The sequence below is a fragment of the Natronorubrum aibiense genome (assembly GCF_009392895.1).
GTDB classification, from domain to species: Archaea; Halobacteriota; Halobacteria; order Halobacteriales; family Natrialbaceae; genus Natronorubrum; species Natronorubrum aibiense.
The window spans coordinates 603,777-629,371 of the sequence record NZ_CP045488.1; the positions used below are offsets into that span (position 1 = coordinate 603,777).

Below are 25,595 nucleotides of genomic sequence, written 5' to 3' on the forward strand. Positions count from 1 at the left end.
ACCGAGGGGTGTCAAACGACCAGTTCGATCGCTATGGAAACCCTTTTGAAGCCATACAGCGGAAATACGGTATCTGGCCGTCCTCGAGCACCATCGGGTCCGACGTTTCTTCCCGATAGCGGGGAACTCACGATACAGCGGCACTCCGGGGTCACGCAGCTATACAGCGGAACCACGGGGTGTGGTGTCGTCTATACAGCGGAAACGTGGGGTTATACCTCGACTATACAGCGGCATTGAGGGGTGTCATTTCCCCTGTCTAAGGAACGCTTGTGCCAGAATCACCGATCATACAGCGGCAACTAGGTTCCGAACTGTTTAAGAGCGCACCAACGAATGTCAACGACAACTGAATGTCGGACGCCACGGACTACTTCGGGAGCGAAAACGAAATTTTCCAGAACAAAGAGCTCCTGCAGGTCTCACACCTTCCCGACGGCGACCGGATCATCGGTCGCGAAGACGAACTCACGAACCTCGCGAACGCGATCAAGCCGGCGACTCGAGGCAACACCCCGAACAACGTACTCGTCTACGGGAAGACGGGGACCGGTAAGTCGCTGTGTTCGAAGTTCATCACCAACCAAGCGATCGAGCGCGCGAAGAACAACGACGTCTCGATCGGCGTCGCGTACGTCGACTGCCTACAGGAGTCGACGGAAACACAGGCCGTCCAGTCGACCGGCCACCAGCTCAACGAGCAGGAGGAGACGGGAATCTCGATCCCTCACTCGGGATTGAGCACGTCCGAATACTATCGTCGGCTGTGGCGCATCGTCGACAGCCGCTACGACGTCGCGTTAATCATCTTAGACGAGGTCGACAAGATTGAAGACGACGACATCCTGATGCAGCTCTCGCGTGCGGTCGAATCCGGGAAACTCACCGAGAGCACGGTTGGCGTTATTGGCATCTCGAACAAGGTCCGGTACAAGGACTCGTTGGATGAGCGAATCAAATCGAGCCTCTGTGAGCGCGAGTACGTCTTCTCGCCGTACGACGCGAACCAGATCCGCGAGATCTTACGCTCCCGGTCCGACGCGTTCCACGAAGGCGTCCTCGAGGACGGCGTCGTCCCGCGCGTGGCGGCGCTCGCAGCGCGTGAACACGGTGACGCCCGCAAAGCGATCGACATTCTTCGGTTTGCTGGCGAGATCGCCGAGGAGAACGACCTCGAGTCCGTCACAGAGGCCTGCGTCGATCAGGCCCACGAACGCGAGGAGACTAGCCGGCTCGCCGAACTCATCTCGAAGAGTCCGAGTCACGCGAAACTCGTCCTCGAGGCGATGGCGCTGCTCACCCAGCAAAAGGAAGGCGACGACGTCCCGGTCAAAACCAACGAGGCGTACGACCTCTACAAGCGCCTCTGCGATCGCGACCAGTCGGACCACCTCAAACTGCGACGGGTGCGGGACATCCTCTCGGAACTCGAGTTCCTCTCGATCATCGAACAGGAGCGCAAGTGGGCCGGCAAGGGGAAAGGAAACTACATGGAAAACCGGCTGATCGACGATCCAGAGGTCATCATCGCGGCCTGTAACGAGTCCGACTGACGGACCAGTACCCAGTCGTCGTATTCAGTCGTGCTCTTTCGAGGGCGTCCCGTTTCGATATCACCATTTATCATGCCAGTCGTCGATCGTATGGATATGTACGGCATCCTCACCGCAGATCGCGACCTCGGTCGAGCCGAGGTCGGAGACGTCACGCACTTTTTCGCCGACTCCGTCGATGGAACGCGCCGCGAGCCGCTTTCGGGGGCGGTCAACTCCGTCGCCTGCTGGGGCGATACGGCGACGGTTCGCGACGAACCAGAGCGCGCCGCCGTGACAGCCGACGGAACGCGTGCCACGCCCGTCACCGAGGGCCACCACTGGGGAACCGTCTGCCCGACCGATCCCGACTATCGCGACGGGTTGCTCGAGCGACTCGAGCGAGTCGGTGCCGTCGGCGACGTTCGGCTTACGACGCTTGGCTTCCCCGGCTCGTCGTTCTGTCACTGCAAGCGCTGTGAACGACAGTTCGACGCGAGCGACCACGAGGACCGCGACGCGTGGCGGACAGCCGTCATCACCGACTTCGTCGCCGACGCGACAGAGCGCGTCGAGGGCGACCTCCTCGCGACGCTCTATCCCGATCCCTACCCCGGCAATCTCCGCGAACGCGCCGGCCTCGATCCCGCTGCGCTCGCCCCCGTCGTTGACGGCTTCGTCGTCCCGCTGTGTGGCGTCGGCTACGGAACGACCTACTGGGTAGAGTCGCTGGCACGCGGCTTCGCTCGAGAACTCGAGGGACTCGAAGCGGATCTCACGATCCAGCTCTCGGCGGACGGCGTCGACGCCGATCGATTGGTGGGCCTGACTCGCCAACTCGAGGCCCACGCAGACACCATCGTCTACGGGACGTATCCGGACGATGCAGCCGTCGTGCGAGAGGTCATTCGGCGTGTCAGTGAGGCCGACACGCCGGCACAGACCGTCTGACAGGATGGACCAGTTACCGAGCAGCGACCGCTAACGAGTACCGATGTCACCGGGCAGCAGCGCGCTACAACAACTCGCGAACGTCCGAGTACCACATATCGTGGTAGTCGACGTGGCCGACCCGGCGAGCGATCGCGACGGCGAGGGCGTGCCAGCACCGATCCGTCGGATCGTCGGCATCGAGGTTGTACTCGCTGTCCTTGCAGGTACAGCCGCCATCTTCGACGATGTACTCGTCGTCGTAGCCGACGACGATCGTAAAATCGCGGTAGGCCTTGACCCGGTTCTCGCCGACGGCTTCGATCGCGCGCGCCCCACGGTCGCCGTGGATGCGCGTGATCCGCTCGACGATGTCGGGCGTGAGTTCGCCCGCTTCCTCGAGGTCCGCCTGCCATCGCTCGACTGGGTTGGCCTTCGACACGACCGGAACTGTGTCCCGAACTGTAAAATCGGTTTGGTTGTCGGTCGGGTAACCGACCGGCAGCGCGGACGACGTCTCTGGGGTCGTCGACTGGCTGAGCGGCGATGTCCGCTGTGGGCAACCAGTTGGCGGTGTGATCCCATTTCAGCCTGTTGGCGGCGCAATTCAAAAATAGATTCCAGTCCCAGTACTACTAATGGGCCACTGGCACCGAGGAACGGTCGCCATCGGTGGACGGCGAGCAATCGCAGCCTTCGGGGTCGTGTACGTCATCCTCGCTCTCTGGTGGGCGCTCTGGCAGCTCGTCGACGGCGCGCCGATCTCCAACGTAGCGCTCGTCTCCAGCTTTATCGGTATTCCCGGCGTGGTGCTTCTGTACGGCAGTTATCGGTTGCCACGGACCGACATCCGTTCCGAATTCTACGCGACGATCTCGAACTGGTGTTTCGGTGGGATCGTGTTGCTACTCGGTATTCTCCTCCTCTATCAACTCGAGCCCGCCGAAAGTATCAGCGATCCGTTTCGAGCCATGCTCGTCCTCACGGCGTTCGGCAGCACCGCCGGGTTCGGCGTCGGCAGCTACGATGCGAGAGCCAAAACGCATGCGCTCGAGGTTGAACGCCAAAACCGGGACCTGCAGCAAACGACGACGCAACTCGACGAGACGGTGGCACGACTGGAAGCGACAAACCGCGACGTCGAAGCCTCGAACGAGCGGTTAGAACAGTTCGCGTACGCGGCGTCTCACGATCTCCAAGAGCCGCTGCGAATGGTCACGAGCTACCTCATGCTCGTGGACAATCGGTACGGTGACCAACTCGATACGGACGGTCGAGAGTTCATCGCCTACGCCGTCGACGGGGCAGAACGCATGCGCGAGATGATCGACGGACTCCTCGAGTACTCTCGGATCGAAACGCAGGGCGAATCGTTTGAACCGGTCGACCTCGAGGCGGTGTTCGCGGATGTCCAGCAGGATCTCGAAGTACAACTCGCCGAACGCGACGCCACCGTAGAACTCGAGTCGTTACCCCGCGTCGAGGGCGACAGTCACCAGTTGCGCCAGCTGTTCCAGAATCTGTTAAGTAACGCGCTCGAATACAGCGGCGACGAGCCGCCACGGATCCGGGTCGCGGCCGAGCGCGACGGATCGAGGTGGATTGTGTCGGTCGAAGATAATGGGATCGGTATCGATCCGGCGGACGCTGATCGGATCTTCGAGCTCTTCCAGCGACTTCACAGCCGTAAAGAGTACCCCGGCACCGGGCTCGGGCTCGCGCTCTGTCAGCGGATCGTCGAGCGCCACGGCGGCGAGATCTGGGTCGACTCGGAGTCGGGCGAGGGGGCGACGTTTTCGGTCGCGCTCCCGGTGGTCACCGACCGTGGCGGATAGTGTTTCCGTTCGTCGCTGCACAGCGTTCGGTCGAGTGCGCCGAGGTTCCCGGTCGAGACCACACCGTTTTTCGCCCGTTACCGACGAGAGGGGGTATGCGCGTCACCGAGGGCGGGATCGAACTCGAGGTCCCCGGCGAACAGACGGAGGGCGTCGAGGAGTCGGTGTTTTACAACCCGCGACAGGAGTTGAACCGGGATCTGACGATCGCGACGCTGCGGGCCTACCGCGACCGCGAGGAGCGTGCCGAGACGTATCTCGACGCGATGACGGCGAGCGGTATCCGTGGCGTTCGGGCGGCCACCGACGGCTGGGACGTGACCTGCTGTGACGTCAACGAGGAGGCGGTCGACCTCGCACGGGCGAACCTCCAGCGAAACGACCGCGAAGCACGGGTCGAACATCGGAACGTCAACGCGCTCATGCACGACGAGGTGTTCGACGTGATCGACCTTGATCCCTACGGGACGCCGATGCCGTTCGCCGACGCGGCGTTTGCGAACTGCCGGGATCTCGTCTGTGTCACCGCGACCGACACCGCGCCGATGTGTGGGGCCCACTTCAACAGCGGCGTTCGCTCGTATTCGGCGGTCCCGCGGAACACGGACTACCACACCGAGATGGGTGTCCGAATCCTCCTCTCCGCACTCGTCCGCAGCGGGGCCCGCTTCGACGTCGGCGTCGAACCAATCCTCACCCACGCAACCAGCCACTACGTCCGCACCTACCTCGAACTCGAGCACAAACCGACCGCTGCGGACGCGGCGATCGACGAACTGGGCTACATCTACCACTGCGAGGACTGTCTCTACCGCGAAACGGACGCCGGACTGATCGCTAACCCGCTCGAGACGTGTCCTCACTGCGACGGCAGCCGACTGCTCACCGCCGGCCCGGTCTGGCTCGGCCCGATTCAGGACCACGGGTTCGTCGAGACAGTCCGCGACGAAGTGCCGGACGAGTTCGGGACTGCGACGAAAGCGCGGGACCTCTGCGATGCGCTCGCGGCCGAACTCCACGAACCGACCCACTACGACCAGCACAAACTCTGTCGCACGTGGGGGCTGCCTGCCAACGCGATGGACGACTTCCTCGCGGATCTCCGAGAAGCGGGCTACGAGGCCTCGAAAGCTCACTACGGCGGGACGACGTTCAAGACGGACGCCAGCGTCGGAGAGATCCGCGCGGCGACCGAAGACAATCTCGTCTAACCTGTGCGTCTGCCGTCAGTTTCAGCTCGCGATTGGGACACGGTTCCATATTGTTCTGGGCGTCGATACGGGAAACGTGATCGACCGCAGACAGGGGCTCGAAGTCAGCCGTGCCGTCGTCTCTCTCGCGCGTGACGAACAGTTGACGCTGTTGGCGGCCGGCGTCGCGTTCTACGGGTTCATTTCGCTCGTCCCACTGGCGTTGCTCGGGTTAGGGATCACCGCCTCGATCGGCGGCGAACAGCTCGCCACGCGGCTCTCGAGTGCAGCCAGCGACGTGCTCACGCCGTCGGCCCGGGAGTTACTCGCCGAGACAGTCTTAGACGAGACCGGAAGACAGAGTGCGACCGTATTCGGGGCGCTCGGCGTCCTCTGGGGCTCGAGCCGGGTGCTTCGCGGTCTCGACCGGGCGTTCTCGCAGGTGTATGGAACCGCGGGCTCGAAGTCGCTGTTCGATACCATCTGGGACGCGACGATCGTCTTTCTGGTGATCGGGTTCGGGTTAACCCTCGTCGGCGTCCTCGAGGTGTTGATACGGTTCGTTCCGTTCATCAGAATTATCGGCCCGATCTTCGTCGTGCTCGGACTAGCCGTGACGTTTCTGCCGCTGTACGTCATTTTCCCGGACTCCGATGTCGATATCCGCGAGGCCCTGCCGGGGACGGTCGTGGCTGCCGTCGGCTGGTTCGTGTTGAGTCGCACGTTCTCGCTGTACGCGGCGTTTGCGAGCGATTACGCCGTCTACGGTGCACTCGGAGCCGTCTTTCTGGTGCTCGCGTGGCTCTACCTCGGTGCGATTATCCTCGTCTTCGGGGCCGTGCTCAATTCAGTCCTCGCCACCCGTGATATGGATCGGCAGCTACAAAGTCCCGGCGCTCGACAGGTTCCAACAGAAGCGATGACCGACGACGCCACGGGTGCCGACGAGGGGGCGACGGAGGACCACGCAGCGACGGGTGCGAACGCGGGGCCGAGTGCCCGCGCGAGCGCCCGGACACGGGACCGTGCTGACGATCCCGAAGCGCTCCGTGAGGAGATCGAACGGTTGCGCGATCGCGTCGACTCGTTCGAAGACAACGTCGAGCGACGAACCGTCAGGAAGGAATCGCTCCAGAGCGAACTCAAACGCTACGTCCGTCGCCGGGTCAGACGCGGCCACGCCCGCGACTGGGGCCCGTATCTCGTCTTGTTGTACGGGACGGCGATGTCCATCGCAGCGTTTTATTTCCTCTCGGGCGGCTGGGCGATTCTCGCAATGTTCGTCGTCTGGACGTCGACGCTCGGCGTTTACGCGCTGATGGTGTTGTTCGAGTTCGGGATCTCCCTGCTCGATGTTCCCGGCCGCGTCCGCGATCTCATCGGCGAGCGCCGCTCCTGAACCGACGCCACGCTCGAGGCCCCATCACCTCTCGGTACGCCGTTTTGCACTCTCTCACGCTGCTTTTGCAGTTCGTCTCGCGCATCCGGGACCAGTTTCGGCTACGTCACCGCTGGCTCGGTACTCGCTGTTGGACGAAGTTCCGGACGCGCGACGTGTACGTCTCCGGTCGGTGGAGGTTGCAGATGTGTCCGACACCCGCGAGCACCTCGATGCGGGCGTCCTGTGCCGCGCTGGCGTGCTCTCGCTCGCCGCGACGCATGACCTTGTCGTGTTCGCCGTTGAGTATGAGCGTCGGGCCGGGATAGGTCGACAGCTTCGCACGAAAGTCCTCACCTGCGAGAGGCGGGCCCGCGTTTCCGAACTGCCGCGGGTAGATCCCGGCGTCGATGATCGCCGCCTCGGTATCCGTCGGTAGGTCCCGGTTGCGAACCCACTGCTCGCCGAGTCGCTCGACGAGCCGGTTGCCGAGTTCCGGTTTCGTCGCGAGTCGAGCGAGCCCACCGAAGCCTCGAGTGAGCGTCTCCATCCCACCCACCGGGTTCGCACTTGAACCGGTCAACACCAGCCCATCGACGTCGGCGGGATTGTGATAAGCGTACTCCGTCGCGACGTAGCCGCCGAGTGAGAGCCCCACGAGCACCGGGTTGCCGTCGGTATGGCGCTCGATGGCGTCCTCGAGAACGCCGATCGCGGGCTCCATTTGAAATGTCTCGCTCGCCCGCACGCCGTGGCCCGGTAGATCCGGGGCCACGACGCGATAGGCGTCCGATAAGCCGCGCTGTTGGGGCCGCCACATCGTTCGCGTGAACATCGCACCGTGGACGAACACGATCGGGGTGCCATCAGCCGGGCCAGCGACGTCGATTCCATCGTATCCGCGCTCGGTGTCGCGTCCGAACATAGACGACATCTCACGTGGCAGACCTATAACGATCCGGCAGGCAACTATAGTAGCCACTGAACGTCAATGCACACCGCATCGCACGACGGCTGTGCGATGCGTGTGTAAATCGTTTCAGTTGTTACTATAGCAAACCAGCACGCGGAAGGCGACGCCACCAGCGAGCAGAACCAGTTCTTTCGGCCGTCCATAATGGAGACGACTGATGGTCGTCTCACGGGCCGCCACCAAATGGCCCCGAACGGAAGCAAACACGCTCTTCACCGACTCGAGCGCGGTCCTGACGCGCTCGAGCGTGCGCGATTGGAAGCGCGAACCGACTGGGAGTACCGCGAACTCGAGGACGCGTAGTCCGGCGGACGCATAATCGAGTCTCCAATCCGCAGCTAACGGCCCCGACTCTCTGCGCTGTCCTCAGATCGTCGCCACTGAACTCGCTACACAGCTGCGTGTGAGCAGCGTGTAACCGCTTCAGTCGGGACTAAAGCTCCGTCGGCTCGCCTGCGAGGCCACGGGTCGTCGACTCATCGATGTCCGAGAGCGTGCCCTCGAGACGGACCGCCTCGTCGGTGAGCTCGCGAACAGCATCGGGATCGAGCGGGTGGGCGGCGGCGACGACGCCGTCCCAGCCGATCGAGGACGTGATCGATTCGACGGCGTCGGAAGCGGGCCTGACGCGGGCGACGCCGCGCTCGACCGTCGTGACGACGCCGATTTCCTCGCCGGCGGCGTTCACGACTGGTTTTCCGACGTCATCGGCTGTAAACGATGCACACATGGGTGGTGCAACCACCAGTCAAAAAAAGAGCGTGCTGCTTGCAGGCGTCAGGGACGACGTGCTCAGTGATCGAAGCCGGGTTCCATGTAGATCGCCGCGATGAGCGCGACGGTCCCGAGGAACGCGGTTAACATGAGCCCAGCCATGCCGGAGATGATGTTCAGTTCCGGACCGACTGTGAGCAGATTCATTCCCTGATAGCCAAACCAGGCGAACGACACCGCGAGGAGGAAACTCAGCGCCGAGACGACCGCAGCGCCGATCTGGAAGGGCGTGTTGAACGGACCAACACCGCCTGACGCTGCCTCCTCGGCGGCATGGTTCGTTTTCCCCGTCTCGCTTGAGGCAGTGGATCCGGCATCGTGGTCGTCTTCGGTCCCGGATCGAGTCGTTGTATCGCCCGACGGCGTCGGTGCGTTCGCCCTCGCAAACCCGTCGACGAGGTGGACGCGCGTCTCGGAAATCTCACGGACGTCACTTTCGTGGAGAATGAACGGACCGCCGACCTCGTCCCCACCGAAGCGAGCTTTGAGCGTATCGACGACGTCGGGTGCTGGTTCCACCCGCGCCGTCGCCGTTTCGAGTGAGGCGATGGTTCCGATTACTTTTCCGTCGGTACGCTCGACCAGCTTACCGATATCGTCGTCTGTAAACGTTGCACACATAGATAATCCGACTGGTTAGCGAGGCAAGGCTGTAAACCCACTGGTTCACTCTCGAGAGAGGGCTCGTCGTCGACAGCGCCAACTAGTAGCCTTCCAGACATTTCTGTCGGAGTCGTTCAGGGGAACTGTCACAGCGACGGTCTGTCCGACGACGGGGACTCGAGTGTGCGACCTGTTGAAAACGGTCGTGCAGCGTAGATCGACGGTCCAGATCGGAATACGGGGTGTGAGCGCCACACGTAGCGATCAGTCGGAACGATAGCCGCGTGGCTCCTCGGAGACCGGACTCTCGTCTGCGGGGGGCGTGTCGATCGCCCATGCGGGAAGCCACGATCGAACGTCGACGGATTCGCTGCCGAGAACGGCGAAGCCGGCGAAGATCGTCAGGAAGCCGACGACCGCCAGCGGCGCGATCGACTCGCCGAGTACTGCCGCGCCGCCGACCGTCGCGACGACCGGGACGACGTAGAAGATCAGGTTGGCCTGGATCGCCCCCGTCGACTCGAGCAGCCCGAAGTAGGCGATGTAGGCGAGGACGCCGGCGACGAGGCTGACGTACGCGAGCGCGAGAAGACCGCCGGTCGACCACGTGATCGCGCCGAGTGACTCGCCGGTTGCCAGCGCAAAGCCGTGTGACAGCGCCGCAGCGATAGGCAGTCCCCACGCGACTCGAACTGTACTCGAGAGGGTGGCACTCGAGCCGACCCGGCGGATGAGGACGGCCCCGAGGGCCGCGCTAACCGCGCCGGCGAACAGGATCGCGCGACCGAGGGCGTCCCCGCCCAGCAGGTTCGCAGGGTCGGGGTTGACCACGAGTGCAACACCCAGCAGGCCGAGGACCATTCCGACCGCGCCGCGAGGTGAGAGTCGCTCGTCGGAGAGGAGAACGGCCGCGAACACGGGCGTCAAGATCGGATTGAGACTGAAGACGATCGCGCCGACGGCGCTGGTCGCGTACTGCTGGCCGACGAAGATGAGCGCGTTCGCCAGCCCGATCACGAGCCCGCCAGTCGCGAGGATACCCAGCACGTCGCCGTGCGTTTTGGGCCGCAGGTCGTCGTAGGAGACGGTCATTACCACGTAGCCGAGCATGACCAGCGCCGCCACGTCGAACCGTAACGCGACGAACAAAAGCGGTGGAAAGTACTCGAGGCCGGCTTTCGCGGCGACGAACGTCCCCCCGAAGAACAGACTCGAGAGGAGGAAAAACCCGAGCGTCCGGCGATCGATCACGCTTTCACCTCTGATTGGCGTTCGTACACCGATTCCGGAGATCGCTGGCTGATATGGATGGAGGAACCGATATGCATCTTAGAAACAGATATGACCGCAAGGGTTATAGTTTCGTTCAGAAAATATGTTGCGGTGAGAAACGGGCGTGGCCCCGAGAAAGAACCGATCGGCGTCGGAGGCTTGCAATGTATGAAACGATTTCACGGTGCGAAAGCACTATGGGGCGACAGTGACCAGAGACCGTATGGAATCCGAACTCGAGGAAATCGAGTTCCTCGCACTCTCGGCGAACCGCGTCGACGTGCTTAGATTGCTCGCCGAACGGGCACACACGCGCAACGAACTGGCCAGCGAGACGGGCGCTTCGCAGGCGACGCTCGGGCGCATCCTCAGTGACCTTCAGGAACGGTCGTGGATCCGTCGTTCGGGCAGCGAGTACGTGGCGACCGCGACGGGTGAACTCGTCGCGTCGGGATTTCTCGACCTCCAGCACATCATCGAGACCGAGCGACGACTCCGCGACGTCGTCGACTATCTGCCGGCCGAAGCGATGGGCTTCGACCTCGAGCGACTGGCCGATGCGACGATCACGACGCCGAGCCAGACCCGGCCGAACGCACCGCTGTCCCGATTGCTCGGATTGCTCGAGGAGGCCGAGGACGTCCGGACAGTCTCGCACGCGTTCAACGAGCAGACGATCACTGTCGTCCAGCGACGGACGGGGACGGGCGACCAGACGTTCACCGGCGTCTTCTCGCAGCGTGCGATCGAGGCGCTCGCAGCCGATCCGGAGCTTCGCGGCCGCCTCGAGACGCTACTCGAAACTGATACCGCGTCGATACGCGTTCGCGACGGCGACGTCCCGCTCGCGGTCATGCTCCTCGATGACGTCGTCTACCTGCTTTTGCGGGACGACGACGGCGTCTTGCGCGCATCGATCGATACCGACGACGACGTGGTCCGCTCGTGGGCACAGGAGACGATCGACGACTACTGGGCCGATGCAACGCCGCTCGACCTCGAGGACGACGAGTTTTCAGCGTGACACCGTCGCATCTCGAGTGCTCGAGCAAGCGCTGTCGCGATACCTAGCGGCGGACGGGGAGACGCCACCGGTGCCGTCGTCTCCCTGCCGGGGTATTTTACCTCCCGATGTCATCCAGTAGAACAGTCGATGAGCGAGGTGGATTCCAGTGACGGACCGGCCAGCGAAGACAGACTCGGTGGCCCGCGACTGTGGATACTGCTCCAACTGAACCGGTGGGTCTTCACGGGCGTGATACTGGCAGTCGTGTACGTTGTCCTCGTCGCGTTCAGTCTGGTCGACGTCACGCCGTTGCGGGTAATCGTCGATACTCAGGGTAGCATCGGCTTCCTCTTCTCGGCGTTTATCGGCGCGATCATCACCGGCACCTCGATCGTCGTCACGATCAACCAGCTCGTACTCTCGCAGGAACTCGGCGCGGTCGGCAAGCAGCGCGAACGAATGCAGAAAGCGATGGAGTTCCAGCAGGACGTCGAGGAGACGATCGAGGAGGATGCCAGTCCGCCCGAACCCGCCGCGTTCCTCTACGAACTCGTTGACGGCGTCGACGAGCGCGCAACCGAACTCGAGGCCGTCATGGAAGACGAACGGGACGAACGACTTCGGGAGAAGATCACCGACTACGTCGAAGACGTCAACAGAAACGCCCAAAGCGTCAAAGTCGATCTCGAGGACGCACAGTTCGGCACGTTCGAAGTGATCTGGAACGCGCTCAACTTCAACTACTCGCGGAAGATCTACGACGCCCGCAAGATCCGGGCGGACCACGACGACTCGATGTCGGAAGAGGCAAACGAGAAGATCGATCACATGATCGATACGTTACAGCTGTTCGGACCGGCCCGCGAGCACTTCAAGACGCTGTACTTCCAGTGGGAGCTGATCAACCTCTCGCGGGCGCTGCTGTACATTTCGGTGCCCGCGCTGACCGTGATGGGGCTGTTGATCATGTACATCGATGGCAACGCGCTGCTCGGGACGACGCTCGGCATCGACAATCTCGTCTGGGTAACCAGCGCCGGCTTCGTCGTCGGCATCTCGCCGTTCGTCGTCTTCATCACCTACATCCTCCGGATCGCGACGGTCGCAAAGCGAACCCTCGCGATGGGGCCGTTTATTCTTCGCGAGTCCGAACGGGAGGAAGATCTCGGCTGAGGCTGCTAGCGTGGTGCGCCGACCAATACGAGTTTCGCGCGCTCGTCACCGCGGTTGAAGATCTGTCGGCGCTCCTCGGGATCCAGTCGGACCAGATCGTCTTCCTCGAGCGTCACCGTCTCGTCGCCGTCGCCTAACTCGATGTCGACCGTGCCGGCGACCACGTGGTAGATCTCTTCCTGTCCGCTCTCGGTCTCGTCGTGTGCTTTGCCTTTGCCACCGGGTTCGAGTTCGAGGATCGAAAAGCCGAGGTGGTCGGTCTCGAGTTCGTCTTTGAGAAACCACATGCCGCCGAACTCCTCGGGAACGACTGACTCCGGATCGGTCTTCGTTGCGGTATCGTAGCCCATACGCCACCGTTCGAACGCGAGTTGCAAATCGGTACGGGTACCGGAACCCAATCGCGGTCGAATCCAACGACTGTTGTGCCCGGGGCCCCTACCAACGGTCGTGATCGGCGCGTGATCCTCGTTATCTGCGGACCGTCCGGTGCGGGCAAAACCACGATCGCAAACGCACTCTCCGCGCGACTCGAGGCCCGCGGCGAGGCCGCCTCCCTCCACCACTCCGATGCGTTCTCGAGTCGAACCTACGAGCGGTTGTACGAGCGTGCCCGCGCCGACCCGGACGACACGATCACCATCGTCGACGGCACGTTCTACAAGCGCCGATGGCAGACCCAGTTTCGAACCCTCGAGGACGTCCGATTCGTCCACGTCACGGCGAGCCTCGAGACTTGCCTCGAGCGGAACCGATCGCGAGCCGACCCGATCGACGAGCAGGGCATCCACGTCGTCTATCGAGAGTTCACAGAGCCCGACGCTGCCCTCGAAATCGATACCGACGACTGCGCCGTCGAGACGGCCGTCGATCGGATCGAGGATGCCCTCGAGGCGTGGGGCTGGCTCGAGGACGACGCGTGAGACTCGAGCGGCGAAGACAGTGCGTGCGGAAAAACGAGTGGGCGAGTCGTCTCAGGCGGTCGTCCGCGGTTCGACGTTCGGAAGGACGACGTACCACGACCACAGCGCGGTCACAACGGCGACCGTTACGTAGATTGCGCCAACCCAGAGGGCCGGGTATCCCTGTGTGACGAAGCCGATGGCGGCCACGCCACCGAGGATGAGTCCACAGATCACGGCGAGGAGGTGCCCGGCCTGTGACTGGACCCGAAACGTGCTCGTCGTTGCGAGGCGGGCGCCGATCAGTCCACCAGTTAGCACGGCCCACGTGAGGATCGGTAATCCAAGCACGGTGAACACGGACGCATCCAGCCATGCGAACTCGGCGATGAGTATCGCCCAGCCGAACAGCCCGAGTCCGGCCCAGACGACACTCCGCCACAGCTCCTCCGTGATGATCTGTCGAGTCTCTACGTTCATGTTAAAAATATTTTACATGAGGGGGAATAAACGTTCGTACTGCTAACACGTTTTGGACGGGTCGAGCACGGCTTCGAAGGGACTACAACCCGGGAATCAGCGCCGCGAGTTCGTCCGGCCGCTGTTCGGGAACGAGATCTTCCGGGAGGGCATCCCAGTCGAGTTCGTCGGTGCCGGGTTCGGCACCGGTCTCGAAGCCGGGGTCGTCGGCCGGTTCCCCATCGCGGAACTCCTGTGGCGGGCCGTCGTGGGCGTGGACGCCCTCGGGGTGGTCGACCGTCCACACGTGCAACATACAGGGTGTCCGACAGGGCAATGAGACGTCGCCGGTCTCGAAATCGCGTTCGTAGGCCTGTCGGTAGTACCACCACGCGAACCGGCCGGGCAACCCCGCGTGGTAGTGCCAGGGCGAACAGCGGTCCTCGGAGTCGTCTTCGCCGTAGACGGCCGGCGGTTCGATTTCCTCGCCGTCCTGCGCCGCGATGAACATGACGCCGAGCGAGCGCCAGGTCTCGTTGTCGACGAGCACGGATTCCGGTCGCTCGGGGTCGACGACTGACTCGTCGCCGACGTACTCCGGGTTGATCCAGTGTGACCAGCCGTCGGCGTCCCGATCGAGCGTGTCGAAGTATGGTTTGTATCCCGCGTCCACCAGCGTGCCGACGTCTGGATACCGCTCCTCGAGCGTCTCCTGAACGGCCGCTTGCAGTTCGACCGTCGCCGGGTGATCGTCGACGCAGCCGTCCATCCCCCCATCCACGCAGTGGCCCATGCTCGGCTCGAGGGTCGCGTCGGGACACTCCCCGCCGAACCCGTCGATCGAGACGCGCTCCGTTGCACTCGCCTGCCCTACACCGACTGTCGAAACAGTCGCTGTCCCGATTGACGTCCGCAGTAGCGTTCGGCGGGAAACAGATCGATAGCCGTCACTGTCGTTCATACCAGCATCTCCACACCAACGCCTCGGATAAACCCCTGCTGGTAAAAACGGTGACAGTCCAGATCCGTGACTACTCGAGGACCGCGCCGGTGCCCGCTCGCTCGAGGTCCGCGAGGTCGATCCGACCGTCGGGCATCGGGACGCCGTCGTATGGATCGTCGGCGAGCAACAGCGAGCCGTCGAGGTCGGCGTAGTCGAGCAGCGGCGCAAGGTGGGCCGCCGCCGCGATCGAGGCGTTGGACTCGGTCATACAGCCACACATGACCTCGAGACCGTGGGCACGAGCGGTGTGGATCATCCGTTTTGCTTCCCGAAGGCCGCCACACTTCATGAGTTTCAGGTTCGCGATGTCACAGCGATCGGCGATCTGTGGGATATCCTCGAGCGTCACACAGGACTCGTCGGCGGCGATCGGCAGCGCCGAGCGCTCGTAGACGAACCGCAGGCCCTCGCAGTTCTCGGCGGGCACGGGCTGTTCGACGAACTCGAGGTCGAACTCGGTCAGCCGCTCGATCTTCCTGACTGCCTCACGTGGCGTCCAGGCCTCGTTGGCGTCGACGAAGAGGTCGACGTCGGGGGCGACCGACCGGATCGTCCGGATGATCTCGATATCCCGATCCGTGCCGAGTTTGACCTTCAAGCGACCGTAGCCGCGCTCGAGCGCCGTCTCCGTCTTCTCGCGCATCGACTCCGTGTCGTCAATTCCGATGGTGTAGGAGGTCTCGAGCGTGTCGGCGGGGTCGAGCCCCCAGTACCGATAGAGGGGGACGTCCAGACGTTTCGCCGCGAGGTCGTGACAGGCGATGCTGACCGCGGTTCGGGCGGCCGGGTTGCGCTCGACCGTCTCGCGCATGCGGCGTTCGATCCGCGCGAGGTTGTGCGGGTCGTCGATTTCCTCGACGACGGCGAGCAGGTCCGGCAGGACGGCCTCAACGGTGGCGACGGTCTCGCCGTAATGCGGAGACGGCCCTGCGCCGCCGATACCGACCCGTCCGTCCTCGTCTTCGACGTGGACCGTGACGACCTCGGATTCGGTCTCGGTTCCGCGCGCGATCGTGAACGGGTACTCGAGGGGGAGCGAGCGCCGTTCGAACGACGTCTCGAGGCTCATAGCAGCGCGTCGAGGACCGTCTCGCTGTCGAACCGAACGACGTCCGTCGCGGGGACGTCGATCGCGTCGGCATACGCGTCGACCGCCTCGCGGGCCTCGTCGTCCTTGAGAGCGGACGTGTTGAGCGCGCCGGCGACGACTTCACTGCCGGCGACGGGCGCGGCGAGATTCTCGTAGAGGTCGACGTACGTCGGCAGGTCGGGAAGCGGGAACGACTCGTAGCCGTGGATCGCCTCGCGGCCGGCGTCGTGACAGAGCACGAGTTTGTCCGCCATCGAGCCGTGGAGGATGCCACAGGTCACGGCAGAGTAAGCGGGGTGGACGATGCTACCCTGCCCTTCGACGAATAGGTAGTCGTGTTCGTCGCCTTTCTCGAGGATCATCTCCTCGACGGCTCCTGCGGTGAAGTCGCTGACGACCCGGTCGATCGGGTTGCCCCAGCCTTCGATCATGATACCCGTCTGGCCGGTCGGGATCACGGCGGCGTCGTAGCCGGCCTCGCGGGCATCGCGGGCGAGTTCCATCGAGACGGTCATCTTGCCGACCGAGCAGTCGGTGCCGACGGTGAGGATAACCTCGGCGTCGACCTCGTCGGCGACACCCTGACTGACCGTCAGGTCGTCGCTCGGTTTTCGGACGTCCCGAAGTTCACAGTCGTTCTCGGCGGCGAGTTCGGCGAACTCCTCGTCCTCGGCGAGGAAGTAGTGCAGCCCGGAGATAATGTCACAGCCGTTCTCGAGGGCGGTGCGGACGTCCTCGCGCCAGCTTTCCTCGAAGCCACCGCCGATCGGCGCGATGCCGATCAGCAGGGCGTCGACCTCGTCGGCCTCGAGGTCGGCCATCGATTCGTAGATCGGTGCGTCCTGAACGTCGGAGACGAAGTCGTTGACGCGCTGGCCCGCGGTCTCGCGGTCGAGGACGGCGACGGCTTCGTAGTCGGCATATCGGAGGACGCCCAGTGCGGTTTTGGCTCGGTCGGGGAACTTCTCGTGTGCGAGAATTGCGACGCGCATACTCGAGCATTGTCGACGGCCTATTTAACGGTAAATACTGGACCCGACGGTCGCAAGAGAATGGCAGCCAGCGGCGGTCCGTATCAGAGCACCCGCAGTTCCGTCGTCCAGAACGACCGATGGGCGTCCTCGAGCGCCGGTTTCGGGTCGCCGGTCGCGTCGACAGCGGCCGTCCCGGCTGGCTCAAGGCCGGCGTCGTCCACGAGCGTCCCGACGACGCCGCGCTGGCCGACGACGAACAGCCGGTCGACGTCGTCGGGGACGTGTGTTGCGAGCGCGTCCGCACAGCGCTCGAGGTGGTCGTCGATCTGGTCGTCGCGGATACGCTCGAATCGGGCCTGCGAGAAGCCGCCTTTCGAGTGGCTACCCTTGACGTCGCTTTCGAACCCGTGGTAGTCGATGCGCTCGTCGCCGTCGTAGATCCCGAGCGCGAACAGGTCGGCCCGTACGAGCGCAAGCGCATAGCGGCCGGTCGGGAGGACCCACTCGCGCTCGAGTGCGAAGCGATCCCTCCAGCTGGCCCGGTGGTCTCCGTCGAGACTCACTGGTGGCTCGAGCGTGACGCTAATGAGGCCAGCATCGTCGGCACACACTACGCAGGGGGCAGCATCGTTGACGAGCGCGGCTCGCTCGCCGAGGACGTCCTCGAGGTCGTCGGCGATCTCATCGCGAAGTCCCACGAGACCGTCGTCGCCGACGACTGCCGTCAACGCGCCTTCAGGACCCGTCCGGAACGACGTTAATCGGTCGACCACCTCGGCGAGTCGACTCCCGCGAAGCTGTTCGCGACGGCGCACCTCGAGACCGCCGTTCTCGTCGTCCACTCGCTCGAGTTCGCCCTCGAGTTGGGCGATGCGGTCCTCGAGTCGGTTCACCTCCGCCTCGGCGTCCTGTCTGGCCGTGACGGCGTCCGACCGGCGGTCGGACTCGGCCTCGTAGCGCTTTCGCAGTCGCTCGTTTTCCTCCTCGAGTTCGTCGATGCGCGCTTTCAGCGAGGCGCGGCCGAGCAACTCATCGAGCATCTGACCGAACAGGCGAAGCGAAAATACTTCTAGGTTCCGACGTTCGACGGGTCGGTTCCGGGGGCCGACCACTCGCCGGTGAACGCGAGCAACTGTTGGGCGCGTTCGCGCCGGGCGAGCAACACCTCGCGAAGTGAGGGTGGGTTTCGAACGTCGGTCCCTTCGAGCAGCGACTCGGGGACCGCGAGCGTGTTCGTCGGGACGGCGTCGTCGCCGTGGACCGAGAAGTGCTGGGACTCGAGTTTCATCACCAGTGGCGCGTCGAGACGCTCGATCCCCTCGCCGCTCGCGTAGAGTTCTTCGTTGATTCGCTCGTGTTGAGCGCTATCCATGAGGGCGTGGTCCCCGTCGGTCGGAGTCACGTAGAGTCGTCCGAGATAGTAGCTCCGCGAAAACACCTCGAACATGGTATCTAGTACCATGGGTTGGCGAGGGATAACTATTGTCGACTAGAGTTAAGTCGGAGGACTATCAGGGAAGAAAAGCAGTGTGGCTGACGAGAGTGAGATCGCCGTCCGGCGTTCGTGACAGATGGCGCCGGGATGGACAGTCGATATCCCCAAGCGATCGATGTGAACGACCGCGACGATCCAGTACTCGATTCGATGGTTTGTTCGGGTCCTCGCGTACACTGACGGCCGTGGTTCAGATCCGGATTGAACCACACCGAGTGTGACTGCAACTGTTGTAAACGCTTCAAATGAGTTTTTCAACGGTCGTGGATCGATTGAACGGTTCGAACGAAGGTCCGTTTTTTTAGTATGTTCGAGCATACAGAATCGACGATGACCACCACTCGGTCGGTTGCGCTCCTCGTGTTGGTCGCCACGGTCGGGCTCACGGTCGCCCCGATCGCGAGCGGTGCCGTCGTGGGAGCGTTAACGGACGAGACGACTGCCGACGAGACGACTGCCGACACCGAACCTCCCGAGTCGGAGGCGAACACCTCCGTCTCGATGTTCATGCAATCCAGTGCAGCCGATACCGAGAACACCGTCGAAGACGGGATGTTCGAGGCGAAGTACGACGCCGCCGACAACGACAGTCGGTCGGCGCTCGTTCGCGACCGAACGGCCTCCTTAGAGCAGCGACTCGAGGACCTCGAGGCCGAACGCGAGCAGCTCCGCGACCAAAAAGACGACCTCCCCCGTGGAGAGTATCAGGCTCGAATGACGCGTCTGGCGGTCGAGATCGACTCGCTCGAGCGATCCGCCGGGAACGTCGAGAACCGAGCACACGGAAGCGACGTCGAGGACCGACTCGCCCAGCTTCGAGAAAACGCGTCGGCGCTTCGCGGCCCCGAAGTAGCCGAAATCGCGCGGGGCCTCGGTGGCAGGAACGGACCTGCCGGCGGCCCGGCCGGCAACTCCGGACCGCCGACAGAGACGCCGGGAACCGGACCGAACGCCGAAACCGGACCGAACGCCGAAACCGGACCGAACGCCGAAACCGGACCACAGGAACCACCATCTGGGAACGGTCCGAACACCGAGACGGAGGTAGATTCCGGTCCGCAGGCAAACCAGCCCGAAACCGAACCGAACGCCGGGGCCGGGGACGACACCGAGTCGGAAGCCACCGCAGAAACGGGATCGAATGCTGACTCGAGTCCCGGCTCGAACGGCGGAAATGGATCGGGTAACGATCAGTTGTAACAACGACTGAAACGATTTACTGGCTACGATAGGCGACGACTAAGACCGTTCACTCCGTTTCAACCGACTCGTCTTCAAGGGCTGTACAGGCCGATCGTTTGGCCAGTGTGGGACGGTAACGACTGTGAATCAGTCCGCACCAGCGGCGAGCAGACACGTTTTTCAGCGCCGACCCCCAACTTTCACGTGATGGATTCCGCCGAACTGCTGGATTTGCTGGGAAACGAAAACCGGAGACGCATTCTCCGGTTGCTCGCCCGCAAACCCTGTTACGTCACCGAAATCTCTGATTATCTCGGCGTGAGTCCCAAAGCGGTCATCGAACATCTCCGAAAACTCGAGGATGCCGGCTTGATCGAGAGCCGGGTCGACGATCAACGGCGGAAGTACTTCCATATCGCTCGCCACGTTCGCCTCGAGGTCAACGTTTCGCCGTATGGCTTCGCGAGTAAGAGCGCCTATCCCGCAAACAGTAATCTGGATATGACGGCTTGTCGACATCTCACGCTCGACGTGTTCGCCGACGAGACGGACGAACTCGACGACCTGTTGCGCGTGCTCGAGGACTTAGAGCAACTCGAGAACGAGCTTTCGCTGGCCCAGCGGTGGGTTCAGGGCCAGCTCTGTGACGTGCTCGATCGCATCTCAGAAACGGCCGGGACTGGCCCCGAAAGCCGGATCTACGCCGACGTGCTGGCGAGCATTCGAACGGAGCCGAAGTCGGTCGGCAAACTCAGCCGGGACGTCGACGCGCCCCGTGAGGTCGTTGCCGAACTGCTCGAGTCGATGGCCGATGAAGGGATCGTCCAGCGGACCGAACGCGGCTGGGAACTCACTGCGAGTGAGTAAGCGTCGTCGCTGACGATCGTCACCGTTCGTATCAAATTTCGCGGGTCAACCCGTCTCGCAAGTCGCGACCGAAGTAGTAGCCGACGAGCGACGCGACCAACCCGACGGTCACACCGACCGCGACGACGGCCTGAAACGACCCCGCAACGGCGAGAAAGGCGTGACTTGCGACTGCCGAAACTGCGCCGACCGCTGTCCCAGCGGCCGTCAGCTCGAGATACCGTCGTTTGGACGAGAGGAGACCGATCGTGAACGCGACGCCGAGGATGCCGATAATTCGCCCGGCGATCGGAATCACCGTCGCACCGGCGAACAGTCCCGCGCCGAGCAGCAGGACGAACGCGACAAACGCCTTCGGCGAGAAGTAGGTATCCACCGCAAGCCACGACCGAAGCCCCGCAAGCCGTGAAGACGCAGTCGTCGACTCGCGGTCGTGTGCGGCGCCAGCGGCCACATCGGACTGGTCGGTGGCGGCCGACGGCGACGGCTCGGCGTCTGCGGCCTCGAATCCGGCATCCGAGAGCAGCCGATCCGTCTCCTCGAGGAGGTCGTCGGTGTCGCGGCTCTCGGTGACCTCGTCCGAGCGGTTGCTCATGACGAGGACTTGGACCGCCGACAGCATGGGTTTTTTCCTCGCCGAATCGTCAGCTGTCCTGTTTTTAACCCAACAGGTGGGGGCGTTTTTTCACCCCGGAAGCGGTATCACTCAGCGATGAACGCCGAACTGCTCGCGTTCGGCGCCAGTGCACTCGCGCTCGGAATCGGGGTGCTGGCCGCTGCGCACCGCCTCTATCCGCGACTCGAGGTCCCCGAGGAGACTGAGGCGTCCTTAGAGCTGTTGACCGCGATGATCGCCGGCATTCTCCTGTTGACTGGGCTGGGGCTGGTCTTGCTCGGCCTGTTCGGCTAACTCGCCGCTCGACTGCTGGGATCGATCCTCGCCAGCCACGCGAGTCGACCACAGAAAGCGTGCCTTCAAGTCCGACGCCGCGCAACGCCCACGCATGAATCCAGGCGATCGCGTTCGCGTCGACCGCGCGGATCGCACGTACGAAGGCGTGTTACTCCCCTCGAGCACGGACGACCACCTCGTCGTGAAACTCGAGGGCGGCTACAACATCGGTATCGATCGCGCCGAGGCCGACGTCGAACTACTCGCGGAGGACGTCTACGAGATCGACGGCACCGATGCAACGGGCGACGACGGTGCCTCGGAGATCGAGTTCGACGACGACTTGCCGACGATCTCGCTCATCTCAACGGGTGGCACGATCGCGTCGACGGTCGACTACCGCACGGGTGCGGTGACGGCCCAGTTCGACGCCGAAGACGTTCTGCGCGCCGTGCCGGATCTGGCAGGCCGAGCCAACTACCGCGGGCGCGTCGTCGCCAACATCCTCTCGGAGAACATGGAACCGCCGCTCTGGCAGGATCTCGCCGACGCCGTCGCCGAGGAGATCGAGGCCGGGGCCGACGGCGTCGTCGTCATGCACGGCACCGACACGATGCAGTACTCCGCGTCTGCGCTGTCCTTTATGCTCGAGACGCCCGTGCCGATCGTCTTTACGGGCTCCCAGCGCTCGGCCGACCGACCGTCCTCCGATAACGTGATGAACGCCGTTTCGGCCGTCGAAGCCGCGAAAAGCGACTGCGCAGAGGTGCTGGTCTGTATGCACGCGACCGAGAGCGACGACGTCTGTGCGCTCCACCGCGGCACGCGCGTCCGGAAGAACCACACCTCTCGGCGGGACGCCTTCGAGACCGTCGGTGCGAAACCGCTCGGCGAGGTCGAGTACGATACCGAGGAGATCACGTTCCGTCGTGACTACCAGCAGCGCGGCGCAGTCGACCTCGAGCGAGCCACCGCCCTCGAGAGCGACGTCGAACTGCTCAAGTTCACACCCGGGATGGACCCCGCCTTCCTCGACGTCGTCGAGGGCAGCGAGGGCCTGATCATCGAGGGCACCGGCCTCGGCCACGTCCACACCGATCTCATCCCCCGGATCGAAGAACTGATCGAAAACGGGACGACGACCGTCATGACGAGTCAGTGTCTCTCCGGCCGGGTCTGTGACCGGGTCTACGATACGGGTCGGGACCTGCTCGAGGCGGGTGTCGTCGAAGCCGGTGACACCCTCCCCGGAACGGCGAAAGTCAAACTGATGTGGGCACTCGCGAACAGCGAGGACGTCGAAGAGGCGATGGGGACGTCGCTGGCCGGCGAGATTCAGGATCGGTCGGTGCCCTGGGAGTAGTCAGCGCGGAGTGGCTGGCTGTTCGACGCCAGCCGTCTGATGTCCGACGTCGGGAGTGACGATTTTCCTGCTTCGGGTCGAACTGACCGCGTATGAGCGATGCGTCAGCTGCCGACCCCACCATCGAGATTCGCCGTGCGACCCACGACGATTACGACGCCGTCGTCGGCTTTACGAGCGAGATCTGGGCCGACCGCGGCGGTGACTACATTCCCGACATCTACCACGAGTGGCTCGAGGACGACGACGAGACGGACAGAAAGACCTTCCTCGCGGAGGTCGACGGCGAGGCCGCGGGCATCGTGCAGGCAGTGATGCTCACGCCCGACGAGGCCTGGTTTCAGGGGATTCGCGTCGCCGCCGACTATCGGGGGCAGGGCGTCAGCCACCGGTTGAACGAGGCTTGCTTCGAGTGGGCGCGAGCGCAGGGAGCCACGGTCGCTCGAGTAATGATCTTCTCGTGGAACACGGTCTCACTCGGTGCCGCGCGGGCGAGCGGCTACGAGCCGATCACCGAGTTCCGGTTCGCCCAGCCGGCCCCCGATCCGGACGCCGAAGCGCTACAGTCGGTCTCGATCGATCCGACGGCGGCGTGGCGATACTGGACCCACAGCGACGCCCGCACCCATCTCTCGGGACTTGGGCTCGCCCCCGAGGAGTCGTGGGCCGTCAGAGAGCTCACGCGGGGCGACTTCGACCGGCTCGCCGACGAGACGGCCGTCTTCGCCGTCGACGGCGAGGCCGGCCTCGCGGGGACGGCTTACCGATCGCGGACGTTCGAGCGCCCCGTCGAGGACGAGTCGGGTGACTCGAGCACTGAAACGTGGGCCGAGTACGGCGTCGGCGCGTGGGACGACGCGGCGGCTGCTCGCTCGCTGTTCGCGGCGATCGCCCGCGACGCTGCCGCCTGCGGGGCCGACGAGACGCGTGTGTTGATCCCCGAAACCGCTCGCACCGTCACCGACGCCGCCTACGCGGGCGTCGAACTCGCCGAGGAACCGGATTTCGTCCTCGGGATCGATCTCACGGGGCAGTGACGATTCTCACTGCGTGCTCGGCCACGATCGCAGCTATCCGCCGCTGACCGGCGGGAACAGCGCCAGTTCGTCGCCGCCCTCGAGTACCGTCTCGAGACCGTCTTCCTCGACTAAGACGTTCGTACCGTTCCGAAGCACGTTGATCTGCGAGCGCAGGTCGCCGTCGTCGTCGAGGACGCGCTCCTCGAGTGCGGGCCGGTCGTCGAGGAGTTCCTCGAGAGCGTCACCGACGGTGTCGCCGGCGGCCGCGTCGACGGTGGCGTGTTTGGTACCCGCGTGCTCGGCGAGATCGGCAAAGAGTTTCCAGTCCGTGGACATACGTGGCGGTATCGGTGCCGAAGGCAAGTAGCTACCGCTCCCGCGTACGTTCTGCCGCTGCTTCTTTTGCCCCGTTCGATGGCGACTCAGGTTCACGCTCCAACTCGGAAACCCGACGCAGGGCGTCCGGTCGACCCAGTACGTAGGCCACGTCGCCGGCCGCGAGTCGAAGCTCGTCGTCGGGCAGGGCGAGCTGGTCGTCGCTCGCCGCCTCGCCCCGCTCGAGGGCGACGACGAGCACCGGCAACGAGCCGACCGTCGCTCCCTCGAGCGGATCGCCTGCGGCGATGGGCAGGGTAGTCACGGTTTCGTCGGCCGCCCGAAGCAGCGAGACGAGTTCTCGTTCCGCACCGGGGCTTCGCGGGAGCGTCACCAGCCGGTACGCCGTGTCATCGGCGGGCCGCGCCGACTCGGGCTGACTGCTGACAGCGTCACCCTCGAGGGGAGCCTGCCGGCGCAGCGTTCGCGCATCGGCGGCGTCGACCGCGACGGTGGCCACGTCGTTGGCGACACCGCGGAGTTCGCCCCCGGCGACTCGCTGAAGCGAGTCCCCGTCCCGGCGCCAGATACGAACGGCATCGCCGGGGCTCGCGTCGGGTGCTGGATCGGCGCTGATCGCGACGGCGACGCTCCCGGGCGCGAGCGTGGGCCCGATCCCCGCCGGACGGCTGCCGACCGCGAGGTACTCGATCGTCCCGTCGGCCGCGAACTCCACGTCGACGTGGCCGATCCCGTGATCGCGCTGGAGCCGATCGGTCAGCCGCTCCCGGCGCTCCTCGAGCGAGAGTCGCCGCGGCAAGAGCACCGTCTCGCCCGCGAGTTCGGTTTTCGTCTCGACGGAGACGGGGTCGTAGCCGTCGATATCCTCGATCGTCTCGGGGAGTTCAACGGTGACGACGCGGCCGGCCGAGCGAACGAGTTGGCTCACGTCGGTAATCGTCTGCGGGGCCGTAATCGAGAACACGTCTCGAGCGAGGTGGTCGCCGATCCGTCGGCCGCCGTCGGCGGCGATCGCGCTCACGGTGAAGGCAGCGACGGTGTAGACGGCCGTTTCGGGGTCGAGCAACGGTGTTTCGCCGATGATCGCGTCCTGAAGCGCCGTCTTCGTGTTCAGCCAGATCGCCACCATCGAGACGCCACAGAGGATCGCCACTCCCTCGGGAATCTCGTCGGCGCTGTACCAGTGGTAGACGAACGCGACGCCCAGTCCGGTGCCGCCCGCGAGCAAACTGAAACCGAGCAGTCGAACGAGCGCATCGAGCAGCGTCTCCGACGTGAGCTGGGCGACGACGGGGTCGATCACGCTCGATCACCACGAGCCCGTCCGGCTGGCCGTATCCACGTCGC

28 protein-coding genes are annotated in these 25,595 nt (G+C 64.0%); 13 read left to right on the forward strand and 15 right to left on the reverse strand.

The window, feature by feature from the left end:
* Positions 1-353 precede the first annotated feature (353 nt).
* On the forward strand, positions 354-1,553 hold the full coding sequence (locus GCU68_RS03040) for a Cdc6/Cdc18 family protein (RefSeq protein WP_152938988.1): 1,200 nt from the start codon (positions 354-356) through the stop codon (positions 1,551-1,553).
* Between the two features lie 96 nt (positions 1,554-1,649).
* A complete protein-coding gene (locus tag GCU68_RS03045; protein WP_152938989.1) occupies positions 1,650-2,483 on the forward strand; it encodes a hypothetical protein in 834 nt (277 codons plus the stop codon).
* Between the two features lie 64 nt (positions 2,484-2,547).
* On the opposite strand, the gene GCU68_RS03050 is transcribed toward GCU68_RS03045, so the two are convergent.
* A complete protein-coding gene (locus tag GCU68_RS03050) occupies positions 2,548-2,904 on the reverse strand; it encodes a hypothetical protein (protein WP_152938990.1) in 357 nt (118 codons plus the stop codon).
* A 196-nt stretch (positions 2,905-3,100) separates the two neighbouring features.
* Here GCU68_RS03050 and GCU68_RS03055 point away from each other — a divergent pair, with 196 nt between their 5' ends.
* From GCU68_RS03055 to GCU68_RS03065, 3 genes are all read left to right on the forward strand, one after another.
* The gene (locus tag GCU68_RS03055) at positions 3,101-4,297 is read left to right on the forward strand and encodes an ATP-binding protein (RefSeq protein WP_152938991.1); all 1,197 of its coding nucleotides are present in this window, start codon (positions 3,101-3,103) and stop codon (positions 4,295-4,297) included.
* A gap of 95 nt (positions 4,298-4,392) precedes the next feature.
* Positions 4,393-5,508, forward strand: a complete 1,116-nt coding sequence (locus GCU68_RS03060) for a tRNA (guanine(26)-N(2))-dimethyltransferase (protein WP_152938992.1) — start codon at positions 4,393-4,395, stop codon at positions 5,506-5,508.
* A gap of 76 nt (positions 5,509-5,584) precedes the next feature.
* Positions 5,585-6,886 carry a YihY/virulence factor BrkB family protein gene (locus GCU68_RS03065; protein ID WP_152938993.1) on the forward strand — a complete coding sequence of 434 codons (1,302 nt, stop codon included), beginning with the start codon at positions 5,585-5,587 and terminating at the stop codon, positions 6,884-6,886.
* Between the two features lie 106 nt (positions 6,887-6,992).
* Here the strand turns inward: GCU68_RS03065 and GCU68_RS03070 are convergent, their stop codons facing one another.
* From GCU68_RS03070 to GCU68_RS03090, 4 genes are all read right to left on the reverse strand, one after another.
* Complete coding sequence (locus GCU68_RS03070) at positions 6,993-7,790, reverse strand: alpha/beta fold hydrolase (RefSeq protein WP_152938994.1); 798 nt, start codon at positions 7,788-7,790, stop codon at positions 6,993-6,995.
* A 481-nt stretch (positions 7,791-8,271) separates the two neighbouring features.
* Positions 8,272-8,568, reverse strand: coding sequence for a hypothetical protein (locus GCU68_RS03080; RefSeq protein WP_152938996.1), 297 nt, complete (start codon positions 8,566-8,568; stop codon positions 8,272-8,274).
* Between the two features lie 62 nt (positions 8,569-8,630).
* Positions 8,631-9,233, reverse strand: coding sequence for a hypothetical protein (locus GCU68_RS03085; RefSeq protein ID WP_152938997.1), 603 nt, complete (start codon positions 9,231-9,233; stop codon positions 8,631-8,633).
* A 246-nt stretch (positions 9,234-9,479) separates the two neighbouring features.
* Entirely contained in the window at positions 9,480-10,466 is a 987-nt protein-coding gene (locus GCU68_RS03090) for a DMT family transporter (RefSeq protein ID WP_152938998.1), read from the reverse strand.
* 244 nt (positions 10,467-10,710) lie between these two features.
* On the opposite strand from GCU68_RS03090, the gene GCU68_RS03095 reads away from it, so the two are divergent.
* Positions 10,711-11,511 carry a helix-turn-helix transcriptional regulator gene (locus tag GCU68_RS03095; protein WP_152938999.1) on the forward strand — a complete coding sequence of 267 codons (801 nt, stop codon included), beginning with the start codon at positions 10,711-10,713 and terminating at the stop codon, positions 11,509-11,511.
* Positions 11,512-11,640: 129 nt separating this feature from the next.
* On the forward strand, positions 11,641-12,666 hold the full coding sequence (locus GCU68_RS03100; protein WP_152939000.1) for a hypothetical protein: 1,026 nt from the start codon (positions 11,641-11,643) through the stop codon (positions 12,664-12,666).
* A gap of 5 nt (positions 12,667-12,671) precedes the next feature.
* On the opposite strand, the gene GCU68_RS03105 is transcribed toward GCU68_RS03100, so the two are convergent.
* Positions 12,672-13,016 carry a cupin domain-containing protein gene (locus GCU68_RS03105; RefSeq protein ID WP_152939001.1) on the reverse strand — a complete coding sequence of 115 codons (345 nt, stop codon included), beginning with the start codon at positions 13,014-13,016 and terminating at the stop codon, positions 12,672-12,674.
* A 111-nt stretch (positions 13,017-13,127) separates the two neighbouring features.
* Between GCU68_RS03105 and GCU68_RS03110 the strand changes: the two genes are divergently transcribed.
* Positions 13,128-13,589 carry an ATP-binding protein gene (locus tag GCU68_RS03110; RefSeq protein ID WP_152939002.1) on the forward strand — a complete coding sequence of 154 codons (462 nt, stop codon included), beginning with the start codon at positions 13,128-13,130 and terminating at the stop codon, positions 13,587-13,589.
* 51 nt (positions 13,590-13,640) lie between these two features.
* Here the strand turns inward: GCU68_RS03110 and GCU68_RS03115 are convergent, their stop codons facing one another.
* The 6 genes from GCU68_RS03115 to GCU68_RS03140 all read right to left on the reverse strand — a co-directional run bounded on the left by GCU68_RS03115 (position 13,641) and on the right by GCU68_RS03140 (position 18,541).
* Positions 13,641-14,048, reverse strand: coding sequence for a hypothetical protein (locus GCU68_RS03115; protein ID WP_152939003.1), 408 nt, complete (start codon positions 14,046-14,048; stop codon positions 13,641-13,643).
* A gap of 82 nt (positions 14,049-14,130) precedes the next feature.
* Complete coding sequence (locus tag GCU68_RS03120) at positions 14,131-14,988, reverse strand: hypothetical protein (protein WP_152939004.1); 858 nt, start codon at positions 14,986-14,988, stop codon at positions 14,131-14,133.
* A gap of 70 nt (positions 14,989-15,058) precedes the next feature.
* The gene (locus GCU68_RS03125) at positions 15,059-16,099 is read right to left on the reverse strand and encodes a dipeptide epimerase (RefSeq protein WP_152939005.1); all 1,041 of its coding nucleotides are present in this window, start codon (positions 16,097-16,099) and stop codon (positions 15,059-15,061) included.
* The gene (locus GCU68_RS03130) at positions 16,096-17,112 is read right to left on the reverse strand and encodes a DUF1611 domain-containing protein (protein ID WP_152939006.1); all 1,017 of its coding nucleotides are present in this window, start codon (positions 17,110-17,112) and stop codon (positions 16,096-16,098) included. The genes GCU68_RS03125 and GCU68_RS03130 overlap by 4 nt, the downstream gene beginning before the upstream one ends.
* Before the next feature lie 83 nt (positions 17,113-17,195).
* Positions 17,196-18,134 carry a Vms1/Ankzf1 family peptidyl-tRNA hydrolase gene (locus GCU68_RS03135; protein ID WP_152939007.1) on the reverse strand — a complete coding sequence of 313 codons (939 nt, stop codon included), beginning with the start codon at positions 18,132-18,134 and terminating at the stop codon, positions 17,196-17,198.
* A 29-nt stretch (positions 18,135-18,163) separates the two neighbouring features.
* Entirely contained in the window at positions 18,164-18,541 is a 378-nt protein-coding gene (locus GCU68_RS03140) for a DUF5802 family protein (RefSeq protein WP_152943554.1), read from the reverse strand.
* 378 nt (positions 18,542-18,919) lie between these two features.
* Here GCU68_RS03140 and GCU68_RS03145 point away from each other — a divergent pair, with 378 nt between their 5' ends.
* Complete coding sequence (locus GCU68_RS03145; RefSeq protein ID WP_152939008.1) at positions 18,920-19,789, forward strand: ICP22 family protein; 870 nt, start codon at positions 18,920-18,922, stop codon at positions 19,787-19,789.
* 189 nt (positions 19,790-19,978) lie between these two features.
* Positions 19,979-20,638, forward strand: coding sequence for an ArsR/SmtB family transcription factor (locus tag GCU68_RS03150; RefSeq protein ID WP_152939009.1), 660 nt, complete (start codon positions 19,979-19,981; stop codon positions 20,636-20,638).
* Between the two features lie 31 nt (positions 20,639-20,669).
* Here GCU68_RS03150 and GCU68_RS03155 read toward each other — a convergent pair whose 3' ends face one another.
* A complete protein-coding gene (locus tag GCU68_RS03155) occupies positions 20,670-21,260 on the reverse strand; it encodes a DUF456 domain-containing protein (RefSeq protein WP_394352478.1) in 591 nt (196 codons plus the stop codon).
* Between the two features lie 90 nt (positions 21,261-21,350).
* Between GCU68_RS03155 and GCU68_RS03160 the strand changes: the two genes are divergently transcribed.
* The 3 genes from GCU68_RS03160 to GCU68_RS03170 all read left to right on the forward strand — a co-directional run bounded on the left by GCU68_RS03160 (position 21,351) and on the right by GCU68_RS03170 (position 23,930).
* Positions 21,351-21,548, forward strand: coding sequence for a hypothetical protein (locus GCU68_RS03160; RefSeq protein WP_152939010.1), 198 nt, complete (start codon positions 21,351-21,353; stop codon positions 21,546-21,548).
* A gap of 94 nt (positions 21,549-21,642) precedes the next feature.
* Positions 21,643-22,893, forward strand: coding sequence for a Glu-tRNA(Gln) amidotransferase subunit GatD (gene gatD / locus GCU68_RS03165; protein WP_152939011.1), 1,251 nt, complete (start codon positions 21,643-21,645; stop codon positions 22,891-22,893).
* A gap of 92 nt (positions 22,894-22,985) precedes the next feature.
* Entirely contained in the window at positions 22,986-23,930 is a 945-nt protein-coding gene (locus GCU68_RS03170) for a GNAT family N-acetyltransferase (protein WP_152939012.1), read from the forward strand.
* Positions 23,931-23,963: 33 nt separating this feature from the next.
* On the opposite strand, the gene GCU68_RS03175 is transcribed toward GCU68_RS03170, so the two are convergent.
* Together GCU68_RS03175 and GCU68_RS03180 are read right to left on the reverse strand one after the other, a co-directional pair.
* Entirely contained in the window at positions 23,964-24,248 is a 285-nt protein-coding gene (locus tag GCU68_RS03175) for a ubiquitin-like small modifier protein 1 (protein ID WP_152939013.1), read from the reverse strand.
* Positions 24,249-24,279: 31 nt separating this feature from the next.
* Complete coding sequence (locus GCU68_RS03180) at positions 24,280-25,551, reverse strand: TrkA C-terminal domain-containing protein (protein WP_152939014.1); 1,272 nt, start codon at positions 25,549-25,551, stop codon at positions 24,280-24,282.
* Positions 25,552-25,595 lie beyond the last annotated feature (44 nt).

What these genes read in the sequence shown, in the direction of transcription:
- GCU68_RS03040 (WP_152938988.1), top strand. Translation starts at nt 354, where the DNA reads ATGTCGGACGCCACGGACTACTTCGGGAGCGAAAACGAAATTTTCCAG.
- GCU68_RS03045 (WP_152938989.1), top strand. Translation starts at nt 1,650, where the DNA reads ATGTACGGCATCCTCACCGCAGATCGCGACCTCGGTCGAGCCGAGGTC.
- GCU68_RS03055 (WP_152938991.1), top strand. Translation starts at nt 3,101, where the DNA reads ATGGGCCACTGGCACCGAGGAACGGTCGCCATCGGTGGACGGCGAGCA.
- GCU68_RS03060 (WP_152938992.1), top strand. Translation starts at nt 4,393, where the DNA reads ATGCGCGTCACCGAGGGCGGGATCGAACTCGAGGTCCCCGGCGAACAG.
- GCU68_RS03070 (WP_152938994.1), bottom strand. Translation starts at nt 7,790, where the DNA reads ATGTTCGGACGCGACACCGAGCGCGGATACGATGGAATCGACGTCGCT.
- GCU68_RS03080 (WP_152938996.1), bottom strand. Translation starts at nt 8,568, where the DNA reads ATGTGTGCATCGTTTACAGCCGATGACGTCGGAAAACCAGTCGTGAAC.
- GCU68_RS03085 (WP_152938997.1), bottom strand. Translation starts at nt 9,233, where the DNA reads ATGTGTGCAACGTTTACAGACGACGATATCGGTAAGCTGGTCGAGCGT.
- GCU68_RS03095 (WP_152938999.1), top strand. Translation starts at nt 10,711, where the DNA reads ATGGAATCCGAACTCGAGGAAATCGAGTTCCTCGCACTCTCGGCGAAC.
- GCU68_RS03100 (WP_152939000.1), top strand. Translation starts at nt 11,641, where the DNA reads ATGAGCGAGGTGGATTCCAGTGACGGACCGGCCAGCGAAGACAGACTC.
- GCU68_RS03105 (WP_152939001.1), bottom strand. Translation starts at nt 13,016, where the DNA reads ATGGGCTACGATACCGCAACGAAGACCGATCCGGAGTCAGTCGTTCCC.
- GCU68_RS03115 (WP_152939003.1), bottom strand. Translation starts at nt 14,048, where the DNA reads ATGAACGTAGAGACTCGACAGATCATCACGGAGGAGCTGTGGCGGAGT.
- GCU68_RS03120 (WP_152939004.1), bottom strand. Translation starts at nt 14,988, where the DNA reads ATGAACGACAGTGACGGCTATCGATCTGTTTCCCGCCGAACGCTACTG.
- GCU68_RS03125 (WP_152939005.1), bottom strand. Translation starts at nt 16,099, where the DNA reads ATGAGCCTCGAGACGTCGTTCGAACGGCGCTCGCTCCCCCTCGAGTAC.
- GCU68_RS03130 (WP_152939006.1), bottom strand. Translation starts at nt 17,112, where the DNA reads ATGCGCGTCGCAATTCTCGCACACGAGAAGTTCCCCGACCGAGCCAAA.
- GCU68_RS03135 (WP_152939007.1), bottom strand. Translation starts at nt 18,134, where the DNA reads ATGCTCGATGAGTTGCTCGGCCGCGCCTCGCTGAAAGCGCGCATCGAC.
- GCU68_RS03140 (WP_152943554.1), bottom strand. Translation starts at nt 18,541, where the DNA reads ATGTTCGAGGTGTTTTCGCGGAGCTACTATCTCGGACGACTCTACGTG.
- GCU68_RS03145 (WP_152939008.1), top strand. Translation starts at nt 18,920, where the DNA reads ATGACCACCACTCGGTCGGTTGCGCTCCTCGTGTTGGTCGCCACGGTC.
- GCU68_RS03150 (WP_152939009.1), top strand. Translation starts at nt 19,979, where the DNA reads ATGGATTCCGCCGAACTGCTGGATTTGCTGGGAAACGAAAACCGGAGA.
- GCU68_RS03155 (WP_394352478.1), bottom strand. Translation starts at nt 21,260, where the DNA reads ATGCTGTCGGCGGTCCAAGTCCTCGTCATGAGCAACCGCTCGGACGAG.
- GCU68_RS03160 (WP_152939010.1), top strand. Translation starts at nt 21,351, where the DNA reads ATGAACGCCGAACTGCTCGCGTTCGGCGCCAGTGCACTCGCGCTCGGA.
- gatD (WP_152939011.1), top strand. Translation starts at nt 21,643, where the DNA reads ATGAATCCAGGCGATCGCGTTCGCGTCGACCGCGCGGATCGCACGTAC.
- GCU68_RS03170 (WP_152939012.1), top strand. Translation starts at nt 22,986, where the DNA reads ATGAGCGATGCGTCAGCTGCCGACCCCACCATCGAGATTCGCCGTGCG.
- GCU68_RS03175 (WP_152939013.1), bottom strand. Translation starts at nt 24,248, where the DNA reads ATGTCCACGGACTGGAAACTCTTTGCCGATCTCGCCGAGCACGCGGGT.